Here is a 19,123-nt window from a genome sequence, read left to right on the forward strand (position 1 = left end):
GTCAGAAGGGCAGTGCGGGTACCGATTCGAGCAGTGCCTGAGTGTAGGGGTGCTGTGGGGCATCGAGCACCGTCTCGGTGTCGCCTTCTTCGACCACCTCGCCGTCGCGGAGGACGAGCATGTGGTCGCACAGCTGCTGGACGACGCCGATGTCGTGGGAGACGAGCAGCAGGGTCAGGCCGAATTGGCGTACCAGGTCTCGTAGCAGCTCGATGATCCTGGTGCGCACCGTGGCGTCGAGGGCGGAGAACGGTTCGTCGCCGACGAGGATCTTCGGGTTGGGGGCCAGGGCGCGGGCGATGGCGATGCGCTGGCGCTGGCCGCCGGAGAATTCGTGCGGATACCGCCGTGCCGCATCGGGTTCCAGGCCGACCGCGACGAGCAGCTCCGCCACCCTGGCGTCGTGATCGCCGGGAATGCGCAGGCATTCCAGCGGTTCGGCGATCGAATCGCGCACGAGCATGCGCGGATTGAGCGAGCTCAGCGGATCTTGCAGCACCACTTGGACTTCGCGGCGGAACCAGCGCAGATCCCGGCCGCCGACCGCTCTGTTCTGATACCTGACCTCGCCATGATCGGGCTTTTCGAGCGCGAGCAGCAGCCGAAGCAAAGTGGACTTGCCGGAACCGGATTCGCCGACGATGCCGACATGGCGGCCCGCGTGCACCGTCAGGCTCACGTCGCGCACCGCGTGGCGCAGCTTCGCCGGTTCGAACAGCGAACGGCGCGGGAGCCGGTAGGTGCGGTTCAGCCCGGTGGCCTCGAGTAACGTCACCCGACAACCTCCTCGGTATCGCGGGCGCGGCGGCGGAACGAGCCTGCCCGAGCTTGTTTCAGCAGCTCCCTGGTGTAGGGGTGGTGCGGTGTCCGCGCGATCTCGGCCAGATCGCCCGATTCGACGACGCGCCCGTCACCGAGCACGAGCACCCGCCGGACCAGCTGTGCGAGCACGGCGAGATCGTGGGTGATGAACAGCAGCCCGGTGCCCTGTTCGGCCACCAGATCCTCCAGCAGCGCGAGGATATCCGCCTGCACGGTGACATCGAGCGCGGTGGTCGGCTCGTCGGCGATCAACAGCGCCGGCCGCGACGCCAATGCCATGGCGATGCCGACCCGCTGGCGCTGCCCGCCCGAAAGCTGGTGTGGGAAGGCGCGAATGATGTGTGCGGGATCGGGCAGCCCGACCCGCTCGGCCAGCTCGATGGTCTCGGCACGGGCGGCCTTGCGGCTGTGGCCCAGGTGCAGCCGCAGCGGTTCGGCGATCTGTTTGCCCACGCGCATCAGCGGATTCAGCGCGGACAGCGGCTCCTGGAACACCATGGCCACCCTGACGCCGCGAATCTTCGACATCTCCCGATCGCGGCGGCCGAGCAGTTCGAGGCCGTCGAGCTTGATGCTGCCCTTGGCCCACGCGCCGTCTGGCAGCAATCCGAGAATCGCTGTGGCGGTGAGGGATTTGCCCGAGCCCGACTCGCCGATGAGGCCGAGCCGCTCACCGGCGTCCAGCGTGAAGTCGATCCCGTCCAGCAGGGTCCGCTCGCCGATGCCGACCGTCAGGCCGGTGACTTCCAGTAGCGTCATCGTTTCGGCACCCCGTGTCGCAGCCGCGGGTCGGTGGCGTCGCGCAGTGCGTCACCGAGCAGGTTGAAGCCGAGCACGGTGAGCACGACGGCCAGCCCGGGCCAGATCACCAGCAGCGGCCGCACTCGGATGTAGTTCTGCTGTTCGTGCAGTATGCCGCCCCAGGACGGCGAGGACGGCGAGTTGCCGTAACCGAGGTAGGTCAGCGCCGCGTGGGCGAGTACGGCCAGCGCCATCGCCAGCGACAGCTGCACGATCAGCGTCGGCAGGATGGTCGGCAGCACATGTTTGCGGACGATCCGCGCGGTGGAGGCGCCCGCGGCGCGCGCGGCGAGCACGAAATCGCTGCCGAGCGCCCGCGCCACCTCGGCCCGCTCCACCCGTGCCACCGCGACGCCGTAGGCGATGCCGATGGCGAGCGCCACGGTGGTGAACGAGCCGCCGTATACCGCGGCGAGGATCATCGCGAGCAGCAGCGCGGGAAACGCGATCATGATGTCGATCAGCTGCACTACCACCGCACCGAATCCGTGCGGCGCCAGCTGCGTGCCGAGCGCCAATGTCAGCCCGAGCACACCCGAGATCGCCGCCACCGCGATGGCGACGGTGAAGGTCTGCCACGCACCGGCGAGCAACTGGCTGAACACATCGTGGCCGACCCGGTCGGTGCCGAGCAGGTGCCCGTGCTGGAACGGCAGCAGCCAGGCGCGGCCAGGGTCGGTGCCCTTGGGGTCGTAGGGCGTCCACCAGAGCGACACCAGGCTGGCCAGGATCAGGGTCGCCAGCACGGCCAGCCCGAAAACCCCTGCGGGACGCCGGATCAGCGCGGCGAGCACCACCGAGATCGCCCGCCTGCGGCGGCCCCAGCTGCTCACCGCCGTACTCGCGGTCATACCCGGACCTCCAGCCGCGGATCGATGAGCCGGTGCACGATATCGACGGCGAAGCCGATGACGAGCACCGCGGCCACGATGAGCAACACTTCCCCCTGCACCTTCACCAGATCCCGATTGCCGACGTCGGCGAGCAGCATGCTGCCGACGCCCGGCATGGTGAACACCCGCTCGATCACCACCGCGCCGACGATCGACGTAGCCACCTGCAGACCGAGAATGGCGGTCACCGGCACCGCGGCATTGCGAAAACCGTGCCGCAGCAATGCCTGTGTGCGGGTCAGGCCTTTGGCGCGCGCGGTGCGCAGATAGTCCGAGAACAGCACGCCGAGAATGGCCGAACGGACGAAACGCACCAGCACCGCGCCCTCGGTCAAACCGAGTGCGAGACAGGGCAATACCAGGCTGCGCAGCGCCTCACCCGGTTCGGCCCAGCCGTCGACCGGAAAGCCCTGTGCGGGCAGCCACGGCAGTTGCACCGCGAACAGCAGCACGAGCAGCATGGCCAGCCACAGGCCCGGAATCGCCACGCCCAGTTGAGATACCGCGTTGACCGTGCCGCCGACCCGGCTGCGGTTGCGCAGCGCCGCCCAGGTGCCGAGCGGCACCGCCAAGCAGAGCGCGACCAGCAGCGCGCCGAAAACCAGTGGGCCGGTGACGGTCAGCTTCTGCCCGAGCTCCGCGCCGACCGAGGTGCCGTTCAGCTGCGAATGCCCGAAATCGCCGCGCACGACGCCACCGATCCAGGACAGGTACTGCTCGGGCAGTGACCGGTCCAGGCCGAGATCGGCCCGGATGGCCGCCATCCGTTCGGGTGTCGCGTCGAGACCGCCGATCGTCTCCGCGACATCACCGGGTAGCAACCGCAGCAGCGCGAAGTCGAGCATGCTGGCGACCGCGAGCGCGATCACCAGCAACCCGGCCCGCCGCACCAGGTACCAGAGCACTGCCCCTGGCGTCACTTGGCAACCGCGAGCCTGCTGAGCCGGAATCGGTTACCGGTCTCGTGCTGCGGCACGCCGTAGACGCCCTTGCGGATCACCGTTTGCGCCACACCGTTCATCAGCCAGTCGCACGGGGAATCCTGCGCGATCTGCTTGGCCACCTCGCGCAGCAGCGTGTCGCGCTGTGCGTCGGTCTCCGCGGTCTGCGCCTGCTTGTACTTCTCCTGCACCTGCTTGTTGTCGTAGCCGAAGTAGTAGGTCGGCCTGGTGTAGATGCTCATGTCACGCGCCTCGGCATGGTTGACCACGCTGAGCTGGAAGTCGTGGTTGGTGTACACCTTCGACAACCAGGTCTGGAACTCCAGCTGCCGCACCGTCAGCGTGATGCCGACCGCCTTGAGGTCGGAGACGAGCACATCGCTCTGCGCGGCGGGATGGTGGTTGGGGATGTCCAGGGTGAGCTGCATGCCGTTGCCGAATCCGGCCGCGGCGAGCAGCTTCTTGGCGTTCTCCGGGTTGTAGGCGTCGATGCCGGTCAGGTCCTCGTACCACGGGTCCTGCGGCGGCACCGGGCTGCCGATGACCTGCCCCGCACCGGTGGCCCTGACGAAGTTCGCCTTGTTGATCGCCTGCCTGATGGCATGGCGCACATCGGGATTGGTGAACGGCGCTTGAGTGTTGTTGAACGCCAAGGTGAACTTGTCGGTGCTCGCGCCGCGCAGCACGGTGAACTTGTCGTTGCCCAGGAACTGTTGCAGCAGTGTGGGATCGGTCGCCGCCTCGATATCGGTCTGACCGGTCAGCTGCGCGTTGTTCGCGGAATTGGGTTCGCGGATGATGTGGAACACCACCTTGGCCACCTTGGGCGCCGCGCCCCAGTAGTCATCGGCCCGGGTGAGCGTGATGGTGGAACCGCGATTCCACTGGGTCATCCGGAACGGTCCCGACCCGTTCTCCGCGCCGTCGAGCGTGCTGAAATCGGTGCCCGCCTTGTAGATGATGCCCTGGCGCTGCGCGAGGCTCCACAGCAGCAGCGTGTCCCGGTTCTTCAGCTTGAATTCGACGGTGGTCGGGTTCGGCGCCGTCACCTCGGCCACCGAGGCCAGTTCGGCGGGCCGCAGGCCTTTGCTGCCCGGCGCCAACTGCTGCTGCATCGACCACACCACATCCGCCGAGGTGAGCGGGGCGCCGTCGTGGAATTTCGCGTTCGACACCAGGTGGAAGGTGTAGGTGAGCCCGTCGGGAGACTTCTCCCACGAGGTCGCCAATTCCGGGACGATCTTGTCCTTATCGCTGGTGTCGACGCTGACCAGGCCCTGGTAGACGTTGTCGAGCAGGATCTGATCGAGCGCGACGCCCGCGGCGCTGAAGGTGTTCATGCTGGTGGGTTCCAGCGCGAGCCGCACATTGACGGTGGCGTTCTTGTTCAGTTGATCATCCGGCGGCGTCGGCGCCTGCGTGGTTTGAATGCCTTTGGCCTGCTCACCGCCCGGTGTCTCGGTGCCGGTGCCACAGGCCGCGGCCGTGACCAGTGCGGCCACCGACAGCGCGATGACCAAGGGATTGCCGCGTTTCATACTGCTACCTCCGACTTCGTGCTCCGCTTGGCGACCATCGCCCCTAGCAGCCAAACCACAAGGGACACAGCGGCGATCACCAGCGCGGCCAGGCTGACCGCGCGCCAGCCGTTCGCGCCGTAGAGCGATGCGCCCAATTGGGCGGCGATCGCGCCGCCCGCGAAGCTGGAGACCATGAAGACCGTGTTCACCCGGCTGCGCGCCTGCGGGAACAGGGTGAACACGGTGGTCTGATTCGCGACCTGCACGCCCTGCGCGCCGAGGTTCAGCAGAATGATGCCCGCGATGATCAGGGCCACCTGCGACTGCGCGAAACAGAAGGCGAGCGCGGCAAGCAGCAGGACGCCCAGGTAGATCGGCAGAATAGTGCCCGGTCCGCGCGTGTCGATCAATCGCCCCGCGATCGGCGCACCTGCCGCGCTGATCAGGCCGAACAAGCCGAACAGGCCTGCCGTCGCCACCGAGTACTCGAAGGGTGAGCTGGTCAGGAGGAAGACCAGCGAGGTCCAGATCAGGCTGAACGCACCGAAGGTCAGCACCTGGAGCGCGCACGCCCAGCGCAGGCGAGATTCCTTGGCCAGCAAGGCGAACAGCGAGGCCATGAGCGCCGGGTACGACTGCCGTTCGCGCACCGGTTCGTCGGGCAGTATCCACACGGTGACCGCACCGGCCAGCGCGGTGAGCACCGCGGCGACCAAATACACGTCGCGCCAGCCGAATTGCTGGCCGAGGTTGCCACCGATCACCCGGGAGAGCACGATGCCCGACATCATTCCGGCCTGCACCGCCGAGAGTGCGCGGCCCTGCCGGTCCGGCGGCACCACCTGGGCGATGAACGGAATCAGTACTTGCGGAACGACTGTGAGCAGACCGATCAGCGCGGCCGCGGCGGCCAGGTGTGCCAGGCCGGTGGCCGTCGCGCCGATCACCAGCGCGAGGACGGTGCCGAGCAGCAGTGCGGAGACCAGCCGCCGCCGTCGCACCATGTCGCCGAGCGGGACGAGGAAGAAAAGTCCTGCGGCATAACCGATCTGGCCGCTCGTCGCGACGGCGCCCGCGGCGCCCGGTGTCAGGCCGAAGCTTTCCGCGATCAGCGTGAGCAGCGGCAGCGCGAGGTAGATGTTCGCGACGGTCACCCCGCAGCACACGGCGACGGCGACGACCACCCCGCGACGCTGCGTCGCCCGCGACGGCGTCGGTGATCGGTCCGTAGTCACCACATCAATCACCCTTGCTTTCCGAATTTCTCGGGTCGGCCGGGGTCAAGATTATCCGCCGGATCCCGATGCACACCGGTCGGATGATATTTTTCAGGGGTAATCACAAACCGGGTGGAATGTTTTTCCTAGGGGTTGACACGGTATTCAGGGGTTGACGGCCGGTGCCGAATGCGGTTGCCGCCATAGAGATTCGGGGCTCGGTCGGGCACGGTGATCTGGGGTGCTCCGGTCGGTGGTTAGGGGCTTGTAGGGGTTAACAAGGGGACCCTGTCCATAGAATATTCGATCATGTAATGCGGCCGCGGGCGGATATTTCGGAAATCCGCGCAAGACTTTTTTCGCAGCGATGTCGGCATTGGTTAATTGGGTAGATGGGGTTCAATCGGGTGGATCGGACAAATGGTGAGCCGGATTTCAAAGAACCGATCGCGGTGGTCGGCATCGGATGCCGTTTTCCCGGGGGCGTCCGTGACCTCGACGGACTCGGTCGATTCCTGGAATCCGGCACGACGGTGCGCGAAGAAGTACCCGCGAACCGGTGGGGCCGGGAATTCCATGATCCGCAAGGGCGCGCCGGTACCGCGCTGGTACACGTCGGCGCATTCCTGACCGATATCGATCGATTCGACAGCACCTACTTCGGCGTCTCGCCGCGCGAGGCGCGATTGATCGATCCGCAGCAGCGCCTGCTGCTCGAGGTCGCCTGGGAGGCGATGAGCGATTCGGGCCGCACCCGCGACGCGTGGGCCGGATCGCGCACGGCCGTGTACGTCGGCCTCGTCGCCACGGATTACACACTGCTGCAAGGGAAGACGCAGGGCACCGATGCCGTCGGCGCGCATTACGCCACCGGTGTCGAGGCGAGCTTCACCGCCGGACGCGTCGCGTACGCGTTCGACCTGCACGGCCCGGCCGCGACCATCCACTCCGCGTGCTCCTCGTCCCTGGTCGCGGTGCATCAGGCCTGTAACAGCCTGCGCGCGGGCGATTGTGACGCGGCCATCGCGGGCGGGGTCAGCCTGCTCGTCACCCCAGATCTGAGTGTTTTCATGAGCCGGGTCGGCGCGATCTCGCCGTCGGGTGACTGCAAGCCGTTCGATCAGTCCGCCGACGGCGCGATCCGTGGCGAGGGCTGCGGTGTCGTCGTGCTCAAGCGGCTCTCGGACGCGCTCGCCGACGACGACCGGATCTACGCGGTCATTCGCGGGTCGGCCGTCAACAACGACGGGCGCAGCTTCGGCCTCACCTTCCCGAACGCCGTCGCACAGGCCGACCTGCTCAGCTCGGCACTGCGCCGGGCCGGGCTGCGGGCCGCCGATGTCGACTTCGTCGAAGCACACGGCACCGCAACGCCGCTCGGCGATGTGATGGAACTCCAGACGCTGAGCGAGATCTACGGTGCGGACCGGGATCGGCCGATCCACGTCGGCTCGCACAAGGCGGTCTTCGGGCATATGGACGCCGCAGCCGGAATCGGCGGGCTGCTCAAGACCATCTGGGTGGTGAACTCCGGCCGGACGCCGGGGCAGCCGAACCTGGAAACCCGCAATCCGGCGGTCGATTGGGCCGGCGGCGGCATCACAGTCACCACGGGCAGCGCCGAGCTGGGGGTGACCGATCGGGTCGTGCGCGGCGGTGTCAGCGCCTTCGGCCTCAGCGGCACCAACGCGCACATCATTCTGGAAGCGCCCGTACCGGTTCCGGCCTCGGCCGAGCCGATGACCGCGCCCTATGTGCTGCTCGCCTCGAGCCATCACCGTGCCGCGCTCGCCGAACAGGTCGAGTTGATGAAGCGCGAAATCGCCACGGCCGGAGATGATCTGGCCGACCTGGTGCGTGCCGCGGCGACCCGCCGGACGCACGAGAGCCACCGCTACGCGGCGGTGGCGCTGGACCGCGACGCACTGCTCGCGGCGCTCGACAACCCCGATGATCCGCCGAACGGCGCGTACGCGGGCGTGGCCGAGGAAACACCGGCGCCGATCTTCGTCTTTTCCGGGCAGGGCGGCCAATGGGCGGGCATGGCGATCGAGTTCTACGACGCCGACCCGATCATGCGCGCCACCCTCGACGAGTGCGACGCGATCATCCGGGAGCGCGCCTCCTGGTCCCTGCTCGACGAGCTGCGCCGCGGCAAGGGCGACAGCAGGCTCGATCAGGTCGCGATCGTGCAACCGGCCATCGTCGCCATCCAAATCGGGCTCGCCCGTTGGCTTTCGGCGCGCGGGGTGCGGCCTGCCGCGGTGATCGGGCACAGCCTCGGCGAGATCGCCGCCGCGCATATCGCGGGCGCGCTGACGCTGCCCGACGCGATACGGCTTGTGCTGCACCGCTCTTCGCTGCTGAGCGGTGCCGCCGGCGGTGGGCGGATGACGACGGTCGCCGGTGCACGCGCGGCGATCGAAGCGGTACTCGCCGAGACGGGCTCGCCGGTCTCCGTGGCCAGCGTCAACGGCCCCTCCTCGCTGGTACTGGCGGGGGATCCGGATGATGTCGACGCGATCGAGGCCATCCTGACGGCCAAGGGCTTCCCGTGCAGGCAGCTGCGCTCGACCGGCATCGCGGGCCACAGCCCCGCCGTCCGCCGCATCGCCCCCGAACTCCGTTCCGCCCTGGCCGATCTCGAGCCATCGGCCCCGGCGATCCGCCTGATCTCCACGGTCGACCCGACCATCGACAGCCTCCGCCTGGACGCGGACTACTGGGTACGCAACCTCACCGACCCGGTGTTGTTGTGGCCCGCTGTCGACCGTCTGCTCGCCGAGGACAACCACCCGATCATCGAAATCAGCCCCCACCCGGTGCTGCTGCCTGCGCTGATCGCGGCCACCCGCAAACGTGCACGTCGTTCGCCCGTGGTGACCGTAATGAACAGCAAGGACCCTGGCACTCTCGCTGCCCACAGGGCACTGGCCCACCTCCACGTCATCGGCGTCCCGATCGACTGGACGGCCGTAACCGGGCACCCGGCGCGCTACCGAACCCTGCCGCTGCCCTCGTGGCGCGGCGGCCGATACTGGCTCCCCGGCGTCGAGCGCGGCGTCTATCCCACTGGCCCCCAACAGCTTTCGCCTATCGCCCAAGCGGCTGCGATCGATACCGCGCCCGCGAACGCGACATCTGCGAACTCCGGGTCCGTGCCTGCGAAGCCCCTGGCCGCCGAGCTTGTCAGCGCGGAATCCATTGCGGCTGAACCAGTGGCCGGCGCGCCGGTGGCCGGGCAGCCCACGGCGAGGGAGCTTGTCACAGGCAGGATTGGCAACGCCGAATCCGTCGACGCAGGCACGACATTCGCACTCTCCGAGTCGGTGACCGCTGGGCCGGTGCTCGCTGAGTCTGCGGCCGGTGCGACGGACGAGGCCGGGATCGTTGCGCCGGTGGTTGATGAGTCGGTGCGGCGGCAGCGTGTGAAGGCGGTGCAGGACATCGTCGCAGAGCTGGTGCGGGAGATTCTCGAGCTGGCGGAGAATGACTTCCTGTCGCATCGGCGGGGGCTGTTCGAGCAGGGGGTGGACTCTGCCACCGCGATTCGGTTGCGGCTCCGGTTGATGGAGGAGTTCCGGGTCACCTTGCCCACCACGATCGTGTTCGAGTATCCGACGATTGTCGGTTTGGCCGAACAGGTTTCCGGGCTCGTCGCATTGGCCGTCGACGCGTCGCCGCGGCAAGCGCAGCGCGCCGAGGTGCCCGCCGAGGTGCCCGCCGAGGTGCCCGCCGAGGTGCCCGCCGAGGTGCCCGCCGAGGTGCCCGCCGAGGTGCCCGCCGACGCCAGGGGCATTGCGGTGACCGGTGTGAAGATCACTTCGTCTCGAGAGGGCTCAGCACCTGCGTCGGAATTGGCCGATGTCTCCGCCGCGGTGCCAGTTGCCGATGGGACCGCCGGTGACGGAGCGGTCGCGGTGGCTGGTTCGAGTGGTCCTCTGCCGCAGCCGGATTCGGCGGCGATCCAGGCGCGGGCCGATGTGTACACCGAGTCCGCGGCTCAGCATGCGCACGTCGACGAGGTAGTCGTCGACGACGGAGCCGTCGCGGTGATCGGTGTGAGTTGCCGACTGCCGCAGGCGGATTCGGTGCAGGAATTCTGGAGCATGCTCAGCGAGGGACGGGATGCGGTGAGCGAGCCGCCTGCTGGGCGGCGGGATGATCCGATCTGGGAGCGGGCGGGGGCGTTTCCGGCTCGTGGCGCTTACCTGAGCGATATCGCGGGGTTCGATGCGGCGTTCTTCCGTATCTCGCCGCGCGAGGCGAACTCGCTCGATCCGCAGCAGCGGCTGTTTCTCGAGGTCGCCTGGGAGGCGCTCGACGACGCGGGGGTGCCCGCGCACACGCTGGCGGAGCGGCCGGTCGGCGTTTACGCCGGGCTGTCGATGGCCGACTATCAGCAGTTGCTGGATCGGGATCCGGGCGGCGCCGATCTGTATCACGCGACGGGGACGTCGTTTTCGGCGCTGGCGGGGAGGCTGTCGTACTTCCTCGGGCTGCGTGGACCGAGTATGACCGTGGATACCGCGTGCTCGGCCTCGTTGACCGCGCTGCATCTGGCCTGCCAGGCGGTGCGGACCGGCGATTGCGAGGTGGCGATCGTCGGCGCGGCGAGCACCATCGCGGCGCCGAATCCACAGCTGGCCGCCATGGCGGTGGACGGTGGGCTGGCCCGTGACGGGCGCAGTAAGCCGTTCGACGAGGCGGCCGACGGGTTCGGTTTCGGTGAGGGCGCGGTGGTGATGCTGCTGAAGCCGCTTGCCGCCGCACAGCGCGATGGCGACCGCGTTCACGGGGTGATCCGGGGAACCGCGGTGAATCATGATGGGGCAAGCGGTGGCTTCACCGTGCCGAGCGGGCCCGCGCAGTCCGCTGTCGTCGAGACGGCGCTGAGCAGGGCCGGGTGGGCGCCGAGCGAGGTCGACTATGTGGAGACGCACGGCACCGGTACGCCGCTCGGTGATCCGATCGAGGCGCGTGCGCTCGCCGGATCGCTCGGTTGCGGCCGTGCTACCGGCGATCCGCTGCTGATCGGTTCGGTGAAGGCGAACATCGGGCACCTCGGCGCGGCCGCAGGGCTCGCTGGTCTGCTGAAAGTTCTTCTTGCCCTGCGTCATCAACAGTTGCCGCCGCAGCCGCTCGCCGCGTTGAGCACCCGCATCGACTGGGATCGGTTGCCGGTTTCCGTGGTGACCGAGGCTCGTCCGTGGCCGCGTCGTTCGCGTCCGCGCCGGGCCGGTGTGAGCGCGTTCGGGCTGTCGGGTACCAACGCACACGTCCTCGTCGAAGAGTATGTGCCGTCGAATCCGCAGCCGCTGAGCGCATCTCGCCCGGACGGCCGCCCCTACGTCCTCCCGGTGACCGCCGGCACCAGGTCTGCCCTGCGCGCGGTCGCCGCGAACTTCGCCGAGGTGCTGCGTAAGTCGCCGGAGCAGGTCGACGACGTCGTCTTCACCGCGACCCACCGGCGGTCTTGGCTGGACCACCGGCTCGTGCTGGTCGGCGCGGATGCCGCCGAATTGACCGCTGCCCTCGATGATTTCGCGGCAGGTGGTGTGTCTCATCGGCCGGTCGCGGACGGCTCGGGCGCCGCCGAATCGACCACAACGCCCGCGGACCTCCCGACGGGCAGGTTGTCCGCGGCGGTGCGGGTGGGCCGCGTCGACGCGGGCGAACGGCGCGGACTTGTGCTCACCTACGGCGCCGAGCCGCCCTCGGCCGCCAGCGTGCGCCGCCTCGCCGAGAGCCACGACTACCGACGCGCGTTCGCTACCTGTGCGCGCGAGCTCACCCGATTGACCGGTGCGCCGGTCGAACTCGGCACCGAACCACCGACCGCGCTGCGTGCCGCCTACACCTTCTGCCATCAGGTGGCCGCCACGACCCTGTGGCAGGCTCTCGGCGCGGTGCCGGATGCCGTCGTCGCGCGCACCGGCGGTGCGGTCGCCGCGGCATGGGCGGCGGGGGAGCTGAGCATCGCCGATGCGTTGGGACTACTGGCACTCGACGATGGGGCAACGCGGGCAGGCGGCGGCTGCATCGGGGTGCCCAAAGCCGACGATTCGAGCGATACGCGGAGCATCGGTCGTATTCCGATGCTCGCGGCCGCGGAGGTCGACAGCGCGGACCTGACCATCGATGTCTTCGGTGGAAGCGTCATCTCCGATGAAAGTGCTTCAGGCACACCAGATTCAGTGAATCAGGTGGCACTGGCGGTCGCGAAACTCTTCGCGACCGGCGGACGCCCGACCGCGACGACGGAGCCCACCGGACAATTCCACAGCCTCCCCACCTACCCGTGGGAGCACCAGACCTACTGGTACACAGCCGTTCCCGAGCAACACCGTGCGCAAGCGCATCAACCGGTAGCGCTGAGCCAGCCAGAAGTGCCGAGCCAGTCGGGTGCGCGGAGCGAGGTGGCGGTGCAAGCCCAGCCCGGAGCGCAGGACCAGTCGGTGGCGTCGAGTCAACCGGAAGTGCTGAGCCGATCAGGACTGCCGAGTCGGCCAGGGGTGCTGAGCCAGCTGGGCGTGCCGAGCGAGTCGGGTGTGCCGAGCACGGTGACAAGGCATAGCCATTCGGCGGCAGGGAGCCACGCGGAACCGCTCTCTCGGTCGGATGCGTTGGGGCAGGCCGGGACCAGCGTGGATAACCGCGACGAGGCGGTTGAGTCGCTGGCGCAACGTCTGGCAGCGCTGCCTCAGGTGCAGCGCGACAACGCATTACTCGATCTGGTGTGCGGGGCGGTGGCGTCCGTGCTCCGTTTCCCCGATGCGGCACAGGTCGATCCGGAGCAGCCGTTCCAGGAATTCGGGCTGGACTCCGTCACCGGGATAGAGCTGCGCAACGAGCTGGCCGGGTTGTCCGGTGTGCGGCTCTCACCCGCGGTCATTTTCGATCATCCGACCGCCGCGACGCTCGCCGTATATCTCGGTGAACGTCTTGCGGCGCAAGGAAAGGCAACCCGGCCGGACCGAGATCGCGTGGAGTTCACCCAACTCCGGCGCGAGGTCGAGGTCACGGCGACGACGAACGAGGACGACGAGGAGCGCCTGATCGATTCCCTGGGGATCGAGGATCTGCTGCGGCTCTCGCGCGGCGATCGTTCGCAGGCATGAGCAGGATCTGAGGCTTCGAAAGTATGAGTGTGCATCAAGAAGAGCTGGTTGCTGGGCTGCGCGAGTCGCTGAAGGAGATCGGGCGGCTGCGCAGGCGCAATGCGGAGTTGGAAGGGGCGGCCGCCGAGCCGATCGCGATCGTCGCGATGGCGTGCCGTTTCCCCGGTGGCGTCACCTCGCCCGAGGAGCTGTGGGATCTCGTCGCGGCGGGACGCGATGCCGTCTCGGACTACCCGGACGACCGGGGCTGGCAGGTCGACCTGTTCGACCCCGAGGCGGACGAGCCGAGTAGCTCCTATACCAAAGCGGGCGGATTCATCGAGGGCGCGGGCGATTTCGATCCAGAGCTCTTCGGTATCGCGCCGCGCGAGGCGCTGGCGATGGACCCGCAGCAGCGCCTGCTGCTCGAGACGTCGTGGGAGCTGCTCGAGCGAGCGGGGCTGGACGCGAACGCGATGCGTGGCGCGCCGCTCGGCGTGTATGTCGGCTCGTATCACTCGCAGTACATCCCCGACCTGACCAATGCGCCGGACCGGGTGGCGGGCTACACGCTGAACGGCAATGTCGCCAGCATGCTCGCGGGGCGGATCTCCTACGTCTTCGGCTTCGAGGGTCCCGCCGTCAGCCTGGATACCTCGTGCTCCTCGTCGCTGGTCGCCACCCATCTGGCGATGCAGGCGCTGCGCAACGGCGAGTGTTCCCTCGCCATGGCGGGTGGCGCGACGATCATGGCGCAGCCGACGGCCTTCGTCGAGTTCTCCCGGCAGGGCGGTTTGGCGAAAGACGGCCGGTGCAAGGCTTTTTCGGCGGATGCCGACGGTGCGGGCTGGAGTGAGGGCGTCGGACTGCTACTGCTCGAACGCCTTTCCGACGCGCAACGCAATGGGCACCGGGTGCTCGCGGTGATCCGCGGTTCGGCGACGAATCAGGACGGCGCGACCAACGGCCTCACCGCGCCGAGCGGCCGCGCCCAGGAGCGGGTGATCCGGCAGGCGCTCGCGAGCGCCGGTGTGACCACCGCCGATGTGGACGCGGTGGAGGCGCACGGCACCGGCACCCGGCTGGGTGACCCGATCGAAGCCGAGGCGCTGCTCGCCACCTACGGCAAGAACCGCCCCGCGGACCGACCGCTTCGGCTGGGTTCGGTGAAGTCCAATATCGCGCACGCGCAGGCCGCTTCGGGCATGGGCGGTGTGATGAAGATGGTGATGGCCCTGCGCAACGAGATGCTGCCGAGGACGTTGCACATCGATGAGCCGACACCGTTCGTCGACTGGTCGGGCGGTTCGATCGCGCTGCTGACCGAGCCGGTGCCGTGGCCGAGGTCGGCGCGGGTCCGGCGGGCCGGAATCTCCTCCTTCGGGGCCAGCGGGACGAATGCGCATCTCATTCTGGAGGAAGCGCCCCCGGCAAACCCGGAACCCGTGCACCAGGAGCAGACGGATCTCGGCTGGGTCCTTTCCGCGGCGAGCGAGCGCGGGCTGCGCAGGCAAGCCGAGCAGCTGCGGACATTCGTCGCCGAGCGCGAAGAACTGACACCGGCGGCCATCGCCCGCACGCTGGCCACGCGTGCGGGGCTGCGGCACCGGCTCGCGATTACCGGCACGGATCGCGACGCACTGCTGGCGGGCCTCGACCAATTTGTCGATGGGCCGACCGCCGCGAAGCCGACATCGCTGATCGCCCAGGGGATTACGCGCAGTCGGCCGCGGGTCGCCTTCCTGTTCTCCGGTCAGGGCGCCCAGCGCGCGGGCATGGGACATGAGCTCTATCAGGCCTTTCCAGCTTTCGCCGACGCGCTCGACGCGGCCTGCGCGGAACTGGACCAGCACCTCACGGACATGGGTGAGCTCGAGCCGCACCCGCTGCGCGCGGTGATGTTCGCCGAGCCCGGCACCGCACTCGCCGAGCTGCTCGATCAGACCGTCTACACCCAGCCGGCCCTGTTCGCCTTCCAGGTCGCCCTGTTCCGGCTGCTCGAATCGTGGGGCGTCCGGCCGGACGCACTGCACGGGCATTCGATCGGCGAACTGGCCGCGGCCCATGTCGCCGGCGTGCTCACACTGCCCGACGCGTGCGCACTCGTCGCGCTTCGGGGCAGGCTGATGCAGGCGCTTCCGGAGGGTGGCGCGATGGTGGCGCTGCAAGCCGCCGAGCACGAGGTCGCCGAATCGCTGCGCGGCCACGAGGACGCGGTCGGCATCGCCACGCTCAATGGTCCACGCGCGACGGTCATTTCGGGTGACGTGGCGGCGGTGGAGCGGATCGCCGAGTATTGGTCCGCCCAGGGCAGGCGGACCAAGCGGCTACCGGTATCGCACGCCTTCCACTCGCCACGGATGACGCCGATGCTCGCGGAATTCCGTGCGGCCGCCGACCGGCTGTCCTTCGGCTCGCCGCGAATCCCGCTGGTGTCCAACGTTTCCGGCGCGCTGGCCACGGCCGAGGAGCTGGCCGACGGCGCCTATTGGGCGCGCCACGTGCGCGAGGCGGTGCGATTCGGTGACGGCGTGCGCACCCTGCTCGACGCGGGAGTGAACACCTTCATCGAGCTCGGCCCGACGCCGGTACTGGTGCCCGCCGTGGAGGATTGCCTCGGGGACGACGACTCCGACGACATCGGTGTCCACGCGCTGCTTCGCCGCGGCGCCGCCGAGCCCGTCGCGGTACTGGGCGGTCTCGGCCAGGCATGGGTCCAGGGCGCCGGAATACGCTGGGCCGCGACGGTAGCGGGCCCAGGCGCCGAACTGCCGACCTATGCCTTCGAGCGCCAGCGCTTCTGGCTCGAGGTCGCGCCAGGCGCGACGTTGCCGAAAGCCCCGGCGCTCGAGCGATCGACCACGGAGTCCACCCGAGACGCACTCGCACTACAACTGTTCGAGCGTGACGAGCGCGAACAGCATCGGCTGCTTGCCGAACTCGTGCGCGCCGAGATGGCGGTGGTCCTCGGATACGACAACCACGACGGTATCGACGCCGACCGCCCCTTCGCCGAGGTCGGCTTCGACTCGATGGCCTCGATCGAACTGCGCAACCGGGTCGGTAAGACGACGGGCGTGCGCCTGGCGTCCACCGCGGTTTTCGAACATCCGACCCCGGCCGCCCTCGCCGCCGTCCTGCGCGCCGCGCTGCTGAATGTCGAAACGGCAAGCGCCGAACCGGATGTCGACTACGCGGCCGAGGTGGTGCTCGCCGACGATATCCGGCCCGCCGCCGAGGTCATGAGCATCGTCACCGAACCGGAACACGTCTTCCTCACCGGCGCCACCGGCTTCCTCGGCGCCTTCCTGCTGCGCGATCTCATGCGCTCGACCTCGGCGACGGTGCACTGCCTCGTCCGTGCCGAGGACGAGGCGGGCGCGCTCGACCGGGTGCGTTCGAATATGCGGTGGTACCGGCTCTGGGACGAGGTCGATCCGGCCCGCCTGCGGGTGGTGCTCGGCGATCTCGGCGCGGAACGTCTCGGGCTCGGCGAGGCGGAGTTCGACCGGCTCGCGGGCACCATCGATGCGGCATATCACGCTGCCGCGTCGGTGAATTGGCTGCATTCCTACCGGGAGAGCAAGGCGGCCAACGTGACCGGTACCGAGGAGGTGCTGCGCTTGGCCGCCAGGCACCGCAGCGTGCCGGTCCATTTCGTCTCGACGGTCGGCGTTTTCGCCCGCAGGCCGGGCAACGACGCGCCGTTCAGGGTGGACGATCCGACCGGTCCCGGCGATCGGCTGCCGTTCGGCTATCCACAGAGCAAGTGGGTGGCCGAGCAGATCATCGACATCGCCAGGGAGCGTGGACTTCCGGTCTCCGTCTACCGGGTCGACACTATCTGCGGCGACCAGGTCAACGGCGCCTGCCAGACCCGTGACTTCGTCTGGCTGAGCCTGAAGGGCATGCTGCAGGCGCAGGCGGCACCCGCGAACCTCGCCGGTGCGGTGCACGCCATCCCGGTCGACGTGGTCAGCGCCGCCATCGTCGCGCTGTCCCGCAAGGCGGAGAGCCGGACATTCCACCTGCACAATCCGAACAGCGCGTCGTTCGTCGATTTCGTCGAGCAGCTGCGTGCCTTCGGCTATCCGATCGGCGAGCTGCCGTGGGACGAATGGACCGAGCGGGTGGAGGCCGATCACCAGAACGCGATCAACCCGCTGCTGCACTCGTTCCAGGAGGTGGTCGAGGTGGGCGACTCGTTCTTCCCGACCTTCGATATCAGCGCCACCGAGGAACTGCTCGCGGATACCGGGATCGCCCCGCCGAAGATCACCATGGAGCTGTTCCGCACCTACGTCGACTTCTTCACCAGCGTGGGCTATTTCCCCGCGCTCGAGCTCGATTCGCGACAGGGGTAAGTCATGCCGTCTCCCTCTTTCCTCGCGGCAGTGCGGCGGCACGCGCAGCAGCGTCCAACGGCGCTCGCGCTGATCTCGGATCAACAGAGCGTGACCTATCGCGAATTGTTCTCGCGGGCAACGGCTCTCCGTGTGGAGCTGCACCTCGGCGGTACCGACGTGGTGTGCGTCCGCGCGCACAAATCCGTCACGGCGGTCGCCCTGGTGCTGGCGAACCTGCTGAGCGGGCGTCCGGTGCTGCTCGCCTCGGCCGAGCTCGGCGCGGAGTCGCTGACCGCGCTCGCGACGCGAGCCGGCGCCACTCACATCGTTTCGGTGGCCGAGGACGGCGCGCTCGAGGTCGAGCCGACGGGGGTGGGCATGTCCGACGGTGTGGTCGACGCCGACGTCGGCCTGCTGCTCACCACCTCGGGATCGACCGGGGTGCCGAAGGTGGTGCCGCTGTCCTTCGAGGCGGTGGACCGCTTCATGGAATGGGCCGCAACACGATTCGAGATCGAGTCGGGCGCACGGATTCTCAGCTACGCACCGCTGAACTTCGACCTGTGCCTGCTCGAGCTGTGGGCGACGCTGCGAGCAGGCGCCTGTGCGGTCCTCGTCGATCACGAGCGGGCCGCCGACGGCGCGTATCTGCGCGAGCTGATCACCGCCAACGATGTACACCTGGTCCAGGGCGTGCCGCTGCTGTATCGCCTGCTGCACGACGCGGACGGCGCACCGTGGTCGGCGGACACCAGGCACGTCCTGTTCACCGGCGATGTGCTGCCGGAGAAGCTGCTCGCCGTGCTGCCCGATCTGTTCCCACGCGCCGGGTTGTACAACGTCTACGGCTGCACCGAAACCAACGACAGCTTCCTGCACGAAGTGGACGCACGCGGCGAGCGGACGCCGATTCCGTTGGGGCGGCCCATCTCCGGGGTGCGCGCCTATCTGGCGGGCCAGGACGGCGAGGTGCTGGACGGTCCGGGCACCGGTGAACTGGTGGTGCACACACCGTTCCAGACGCGCGGCTATCTCGACCCGATGGTGGGCGAGGGACGCTTCTTCGTCCGCGCCGACGCGGACGGCCCGCGCACCTACTACCGCAGCGGTGATCTGGTGCGCCGCGATGCCGACGGCACGCTGAACCTCGTCGGCCGCAACGACTTTCAAGTGAAGGTGCGTGGTGTCCGGATCAATGTGCAAGAGGTGGAGGACGTCATCCTCGCCCATCCCGATGTGGCGGAGGCCGCCGTCGTCGCATTACCGGACGAGCTGGCGGGACACCTGCTGTACGCGCTGGTGCGCCGGGCCCCCGGTGTGAAGCTCGGCAGCCTCGCGTTGCGCGCGCACTGTGCCGAGAGGCTGGTGCGCACCGCGATTCCCGCCGAGGTGAAAGTCGTCGATTCCGCGCTGCCCAAGGGGCCGACCGGCAAGGTCGACCGCGGCGCGATCCGCAAGAAGTTCTAACGAGTAAGTGGAAGGT

9 protein-coding genes are annotated in these 19,123 nt (G+C 68.6%); 3 read left to right on the forward strand and 6 right to left on the reverse strand.

The genetic code is table 11. From position 1 onward, the window contains the following. Nucleotide 1: 1 nt before the first annotated feature. The 6 genes from ACIG5A_RS08730 to ACIG5A_RS08755 are packed head-to-tail and all read right to left on the reverse strand — an operon-like array spanning nt 2 to nt 6,212. A complete protein-coding gene (locus ACIG5A_RS08730) occupies nt 2-775 on the reverse strand; it encodes an ABC transporter ATP-binding protein (protein ID WP_397239395.1) in 774 nt (257 codons plus the stop codon). After that, nucleotides 772-1,581: an ATP-binding cassette domain-containing protein gene (locus ACIG5A_RS08735; protein WP_397239397.1), complete on the reverse strand. Its 810-nt coding sequence runs from the start codon at nt 1,579-1,581 to the stop codon at nt 772-774. The genes ACIG5A_RS08730 and ACIG5A_RS08735 overlap by 4 nt, the downstream gene beginning before the upstream one ends. Next, nucleotides 1,578-2,474, reverse strand: a complete 897-nt coding sequence (locus ACIG5A_RS08740; RefSeq protein ID WP_397239399.1) for an ABC transporter permease — start codon at nt 2,472-2,474, stop codon at nt 1,578-1,580. Before ACIG5A_RS08740 ends, ACIG5A_RS08735 begins: the two co-directional genes overlap by 4 nt. Further along, nucleotides 2,471-3,436: an ABC transporter permease gene (locus ACIG5A_RS08745; protein WP_397239401.1), complete on the reverse strand. Its 966-nt coding sequence runs from the start codon at nt 3,434-3,436 to the stop codon at nt 2,471-2,473. Before ACIG5A_RS08745 ends, ACIG5A_RS08740 begins: the two co-directional genes overlap by 4 nt. Further along, nucleotides 3,433-4,995 carry an ABC transporter substrate-binding protein gene (locus tag ACIG5A_RS08750; protein ID WP_397239403.1) on the reverse strand — a complete coding sequence of 521 codons (1,563 nt, stop codon included), beginning with the start codon at nt 4,993-4,995 and terminating at the stop codon, nt 3,433-3,435. Before ACIG5A_RS08750 ends, ACIG5A_RS08745 begins: the two co-directional genes overlap by 4 nt. Then, nucleotides 4,992-6,212, reverse strand: coding sequence for an MFS transporter (locus ACIG5A_RS08755; protein ID WP_397239405.1), 1,221 nt, complete (start codon nt 6,210-6,212; stop codon nt 4,992-4,994). Before ACIG5A_RS08755 ends, ACIG5A_RS08750 begins: the two co-directional genes overlap by 4 nt. Nucleotides 6,213-6,601: 389 nt before the next feature. Here ACIG5A_RS08755 and ACIG5A_RS08760 point away from each other — a divergent pair, with 389 nt between their 5' ends. From ACIG5A_RS08760 to ACIG5A_RS08770, 3 genes are read left to right on the forward strand one after another with little or no spacing between them, the layout of a single operon-like run. Then, entirely contained in the window at nt 6,602-13,315 is a 6,714-nt protein-coding gene (locus ACIG5A_RS08760) for a beta-ketoacyl synthase N-terminal-like domain-containing protein (protein ID WP_397239407.1), read from the forward strand. 23 nt (nt 13,316-13,338) lie between these two features. Continuing rightward, a complete protein-coding gene (locus ACIG5A_RS08765; RefSeq protein ID WP_397239409.1) occupies nt 13,339-17,658 on the forward strand; it encodes a type I polyketide synthase in 4,320 nt (1,439 codons plus the stop codon). Between the two features lie 3 nt (nt 17,659-17,661). Continuing rightward, nucleotides 17,662-19,107 carry an AMP-binding protein gene (locus ACIG5A_RS08770; RefSeq protein ID WP_397239411.1) on the forward strand — a complete coding sequence of 482 codons (1,446 nt, stop codon included), beginning with the start codon at nt 17,662-17,664 and terminating at the stop codon, nt 19,105-19,107. Nucleotides 19,108-19,123: the final 16 nt, after the last annotated feature.

The sequence above is a fragment of the Nocardia sp. NPDC052566 genome (assembly GCF_044547285.1).
GTDB lineage: Bacteria > Actinomycetota > Actinomycetes > Mycobacteriales > Mycobacteriaceae > Nocardia.

What these genes read in the sequence shown, in the direction of transcription:
- ACIG5A_RS08735 (WP_397239397.1), bottom strand. Translation starts at nt 1,581, where the DNA reads ATGACGCTACTGGAAGTCACCGGCCTGACGGTCGGCATCGGCGAGCGG.
- ACIG5A_RS08765 (WP_397239409.1), top strand. Translation starts at nt 13,339, where the DNA reads ATGAGTGTGCATCAAGAAGAGCTGGTTGCTGGGCTGCGCGAGTCGCTG.
- ACIG5A_RS08770 (WP_397239411.1), top strand. Translation starts at nt 17,662, where the DNA reads ATGCCGTCTCCCTCTTTCCTCGCGGCAGTGCGGCGGCACGCGCAGCAG.
- ACIG5A_RS08740 (WP_397239399.1), bottom strand. Translation starts at nt 2,474, where the DNA reads ATGACCGCGAGTACGGCGGTGAGCAGCTGGGGCCGCCGCAGGCGGGCG.
- ACIG5A_RS08750 (WP_397239403.1), bottom strand. Translation starts at nt 4,995, where the DNA reads ATGAAACGCGGCAATCCCTTGGTCATCGCGCTGTCGGTGGCCGCACTG.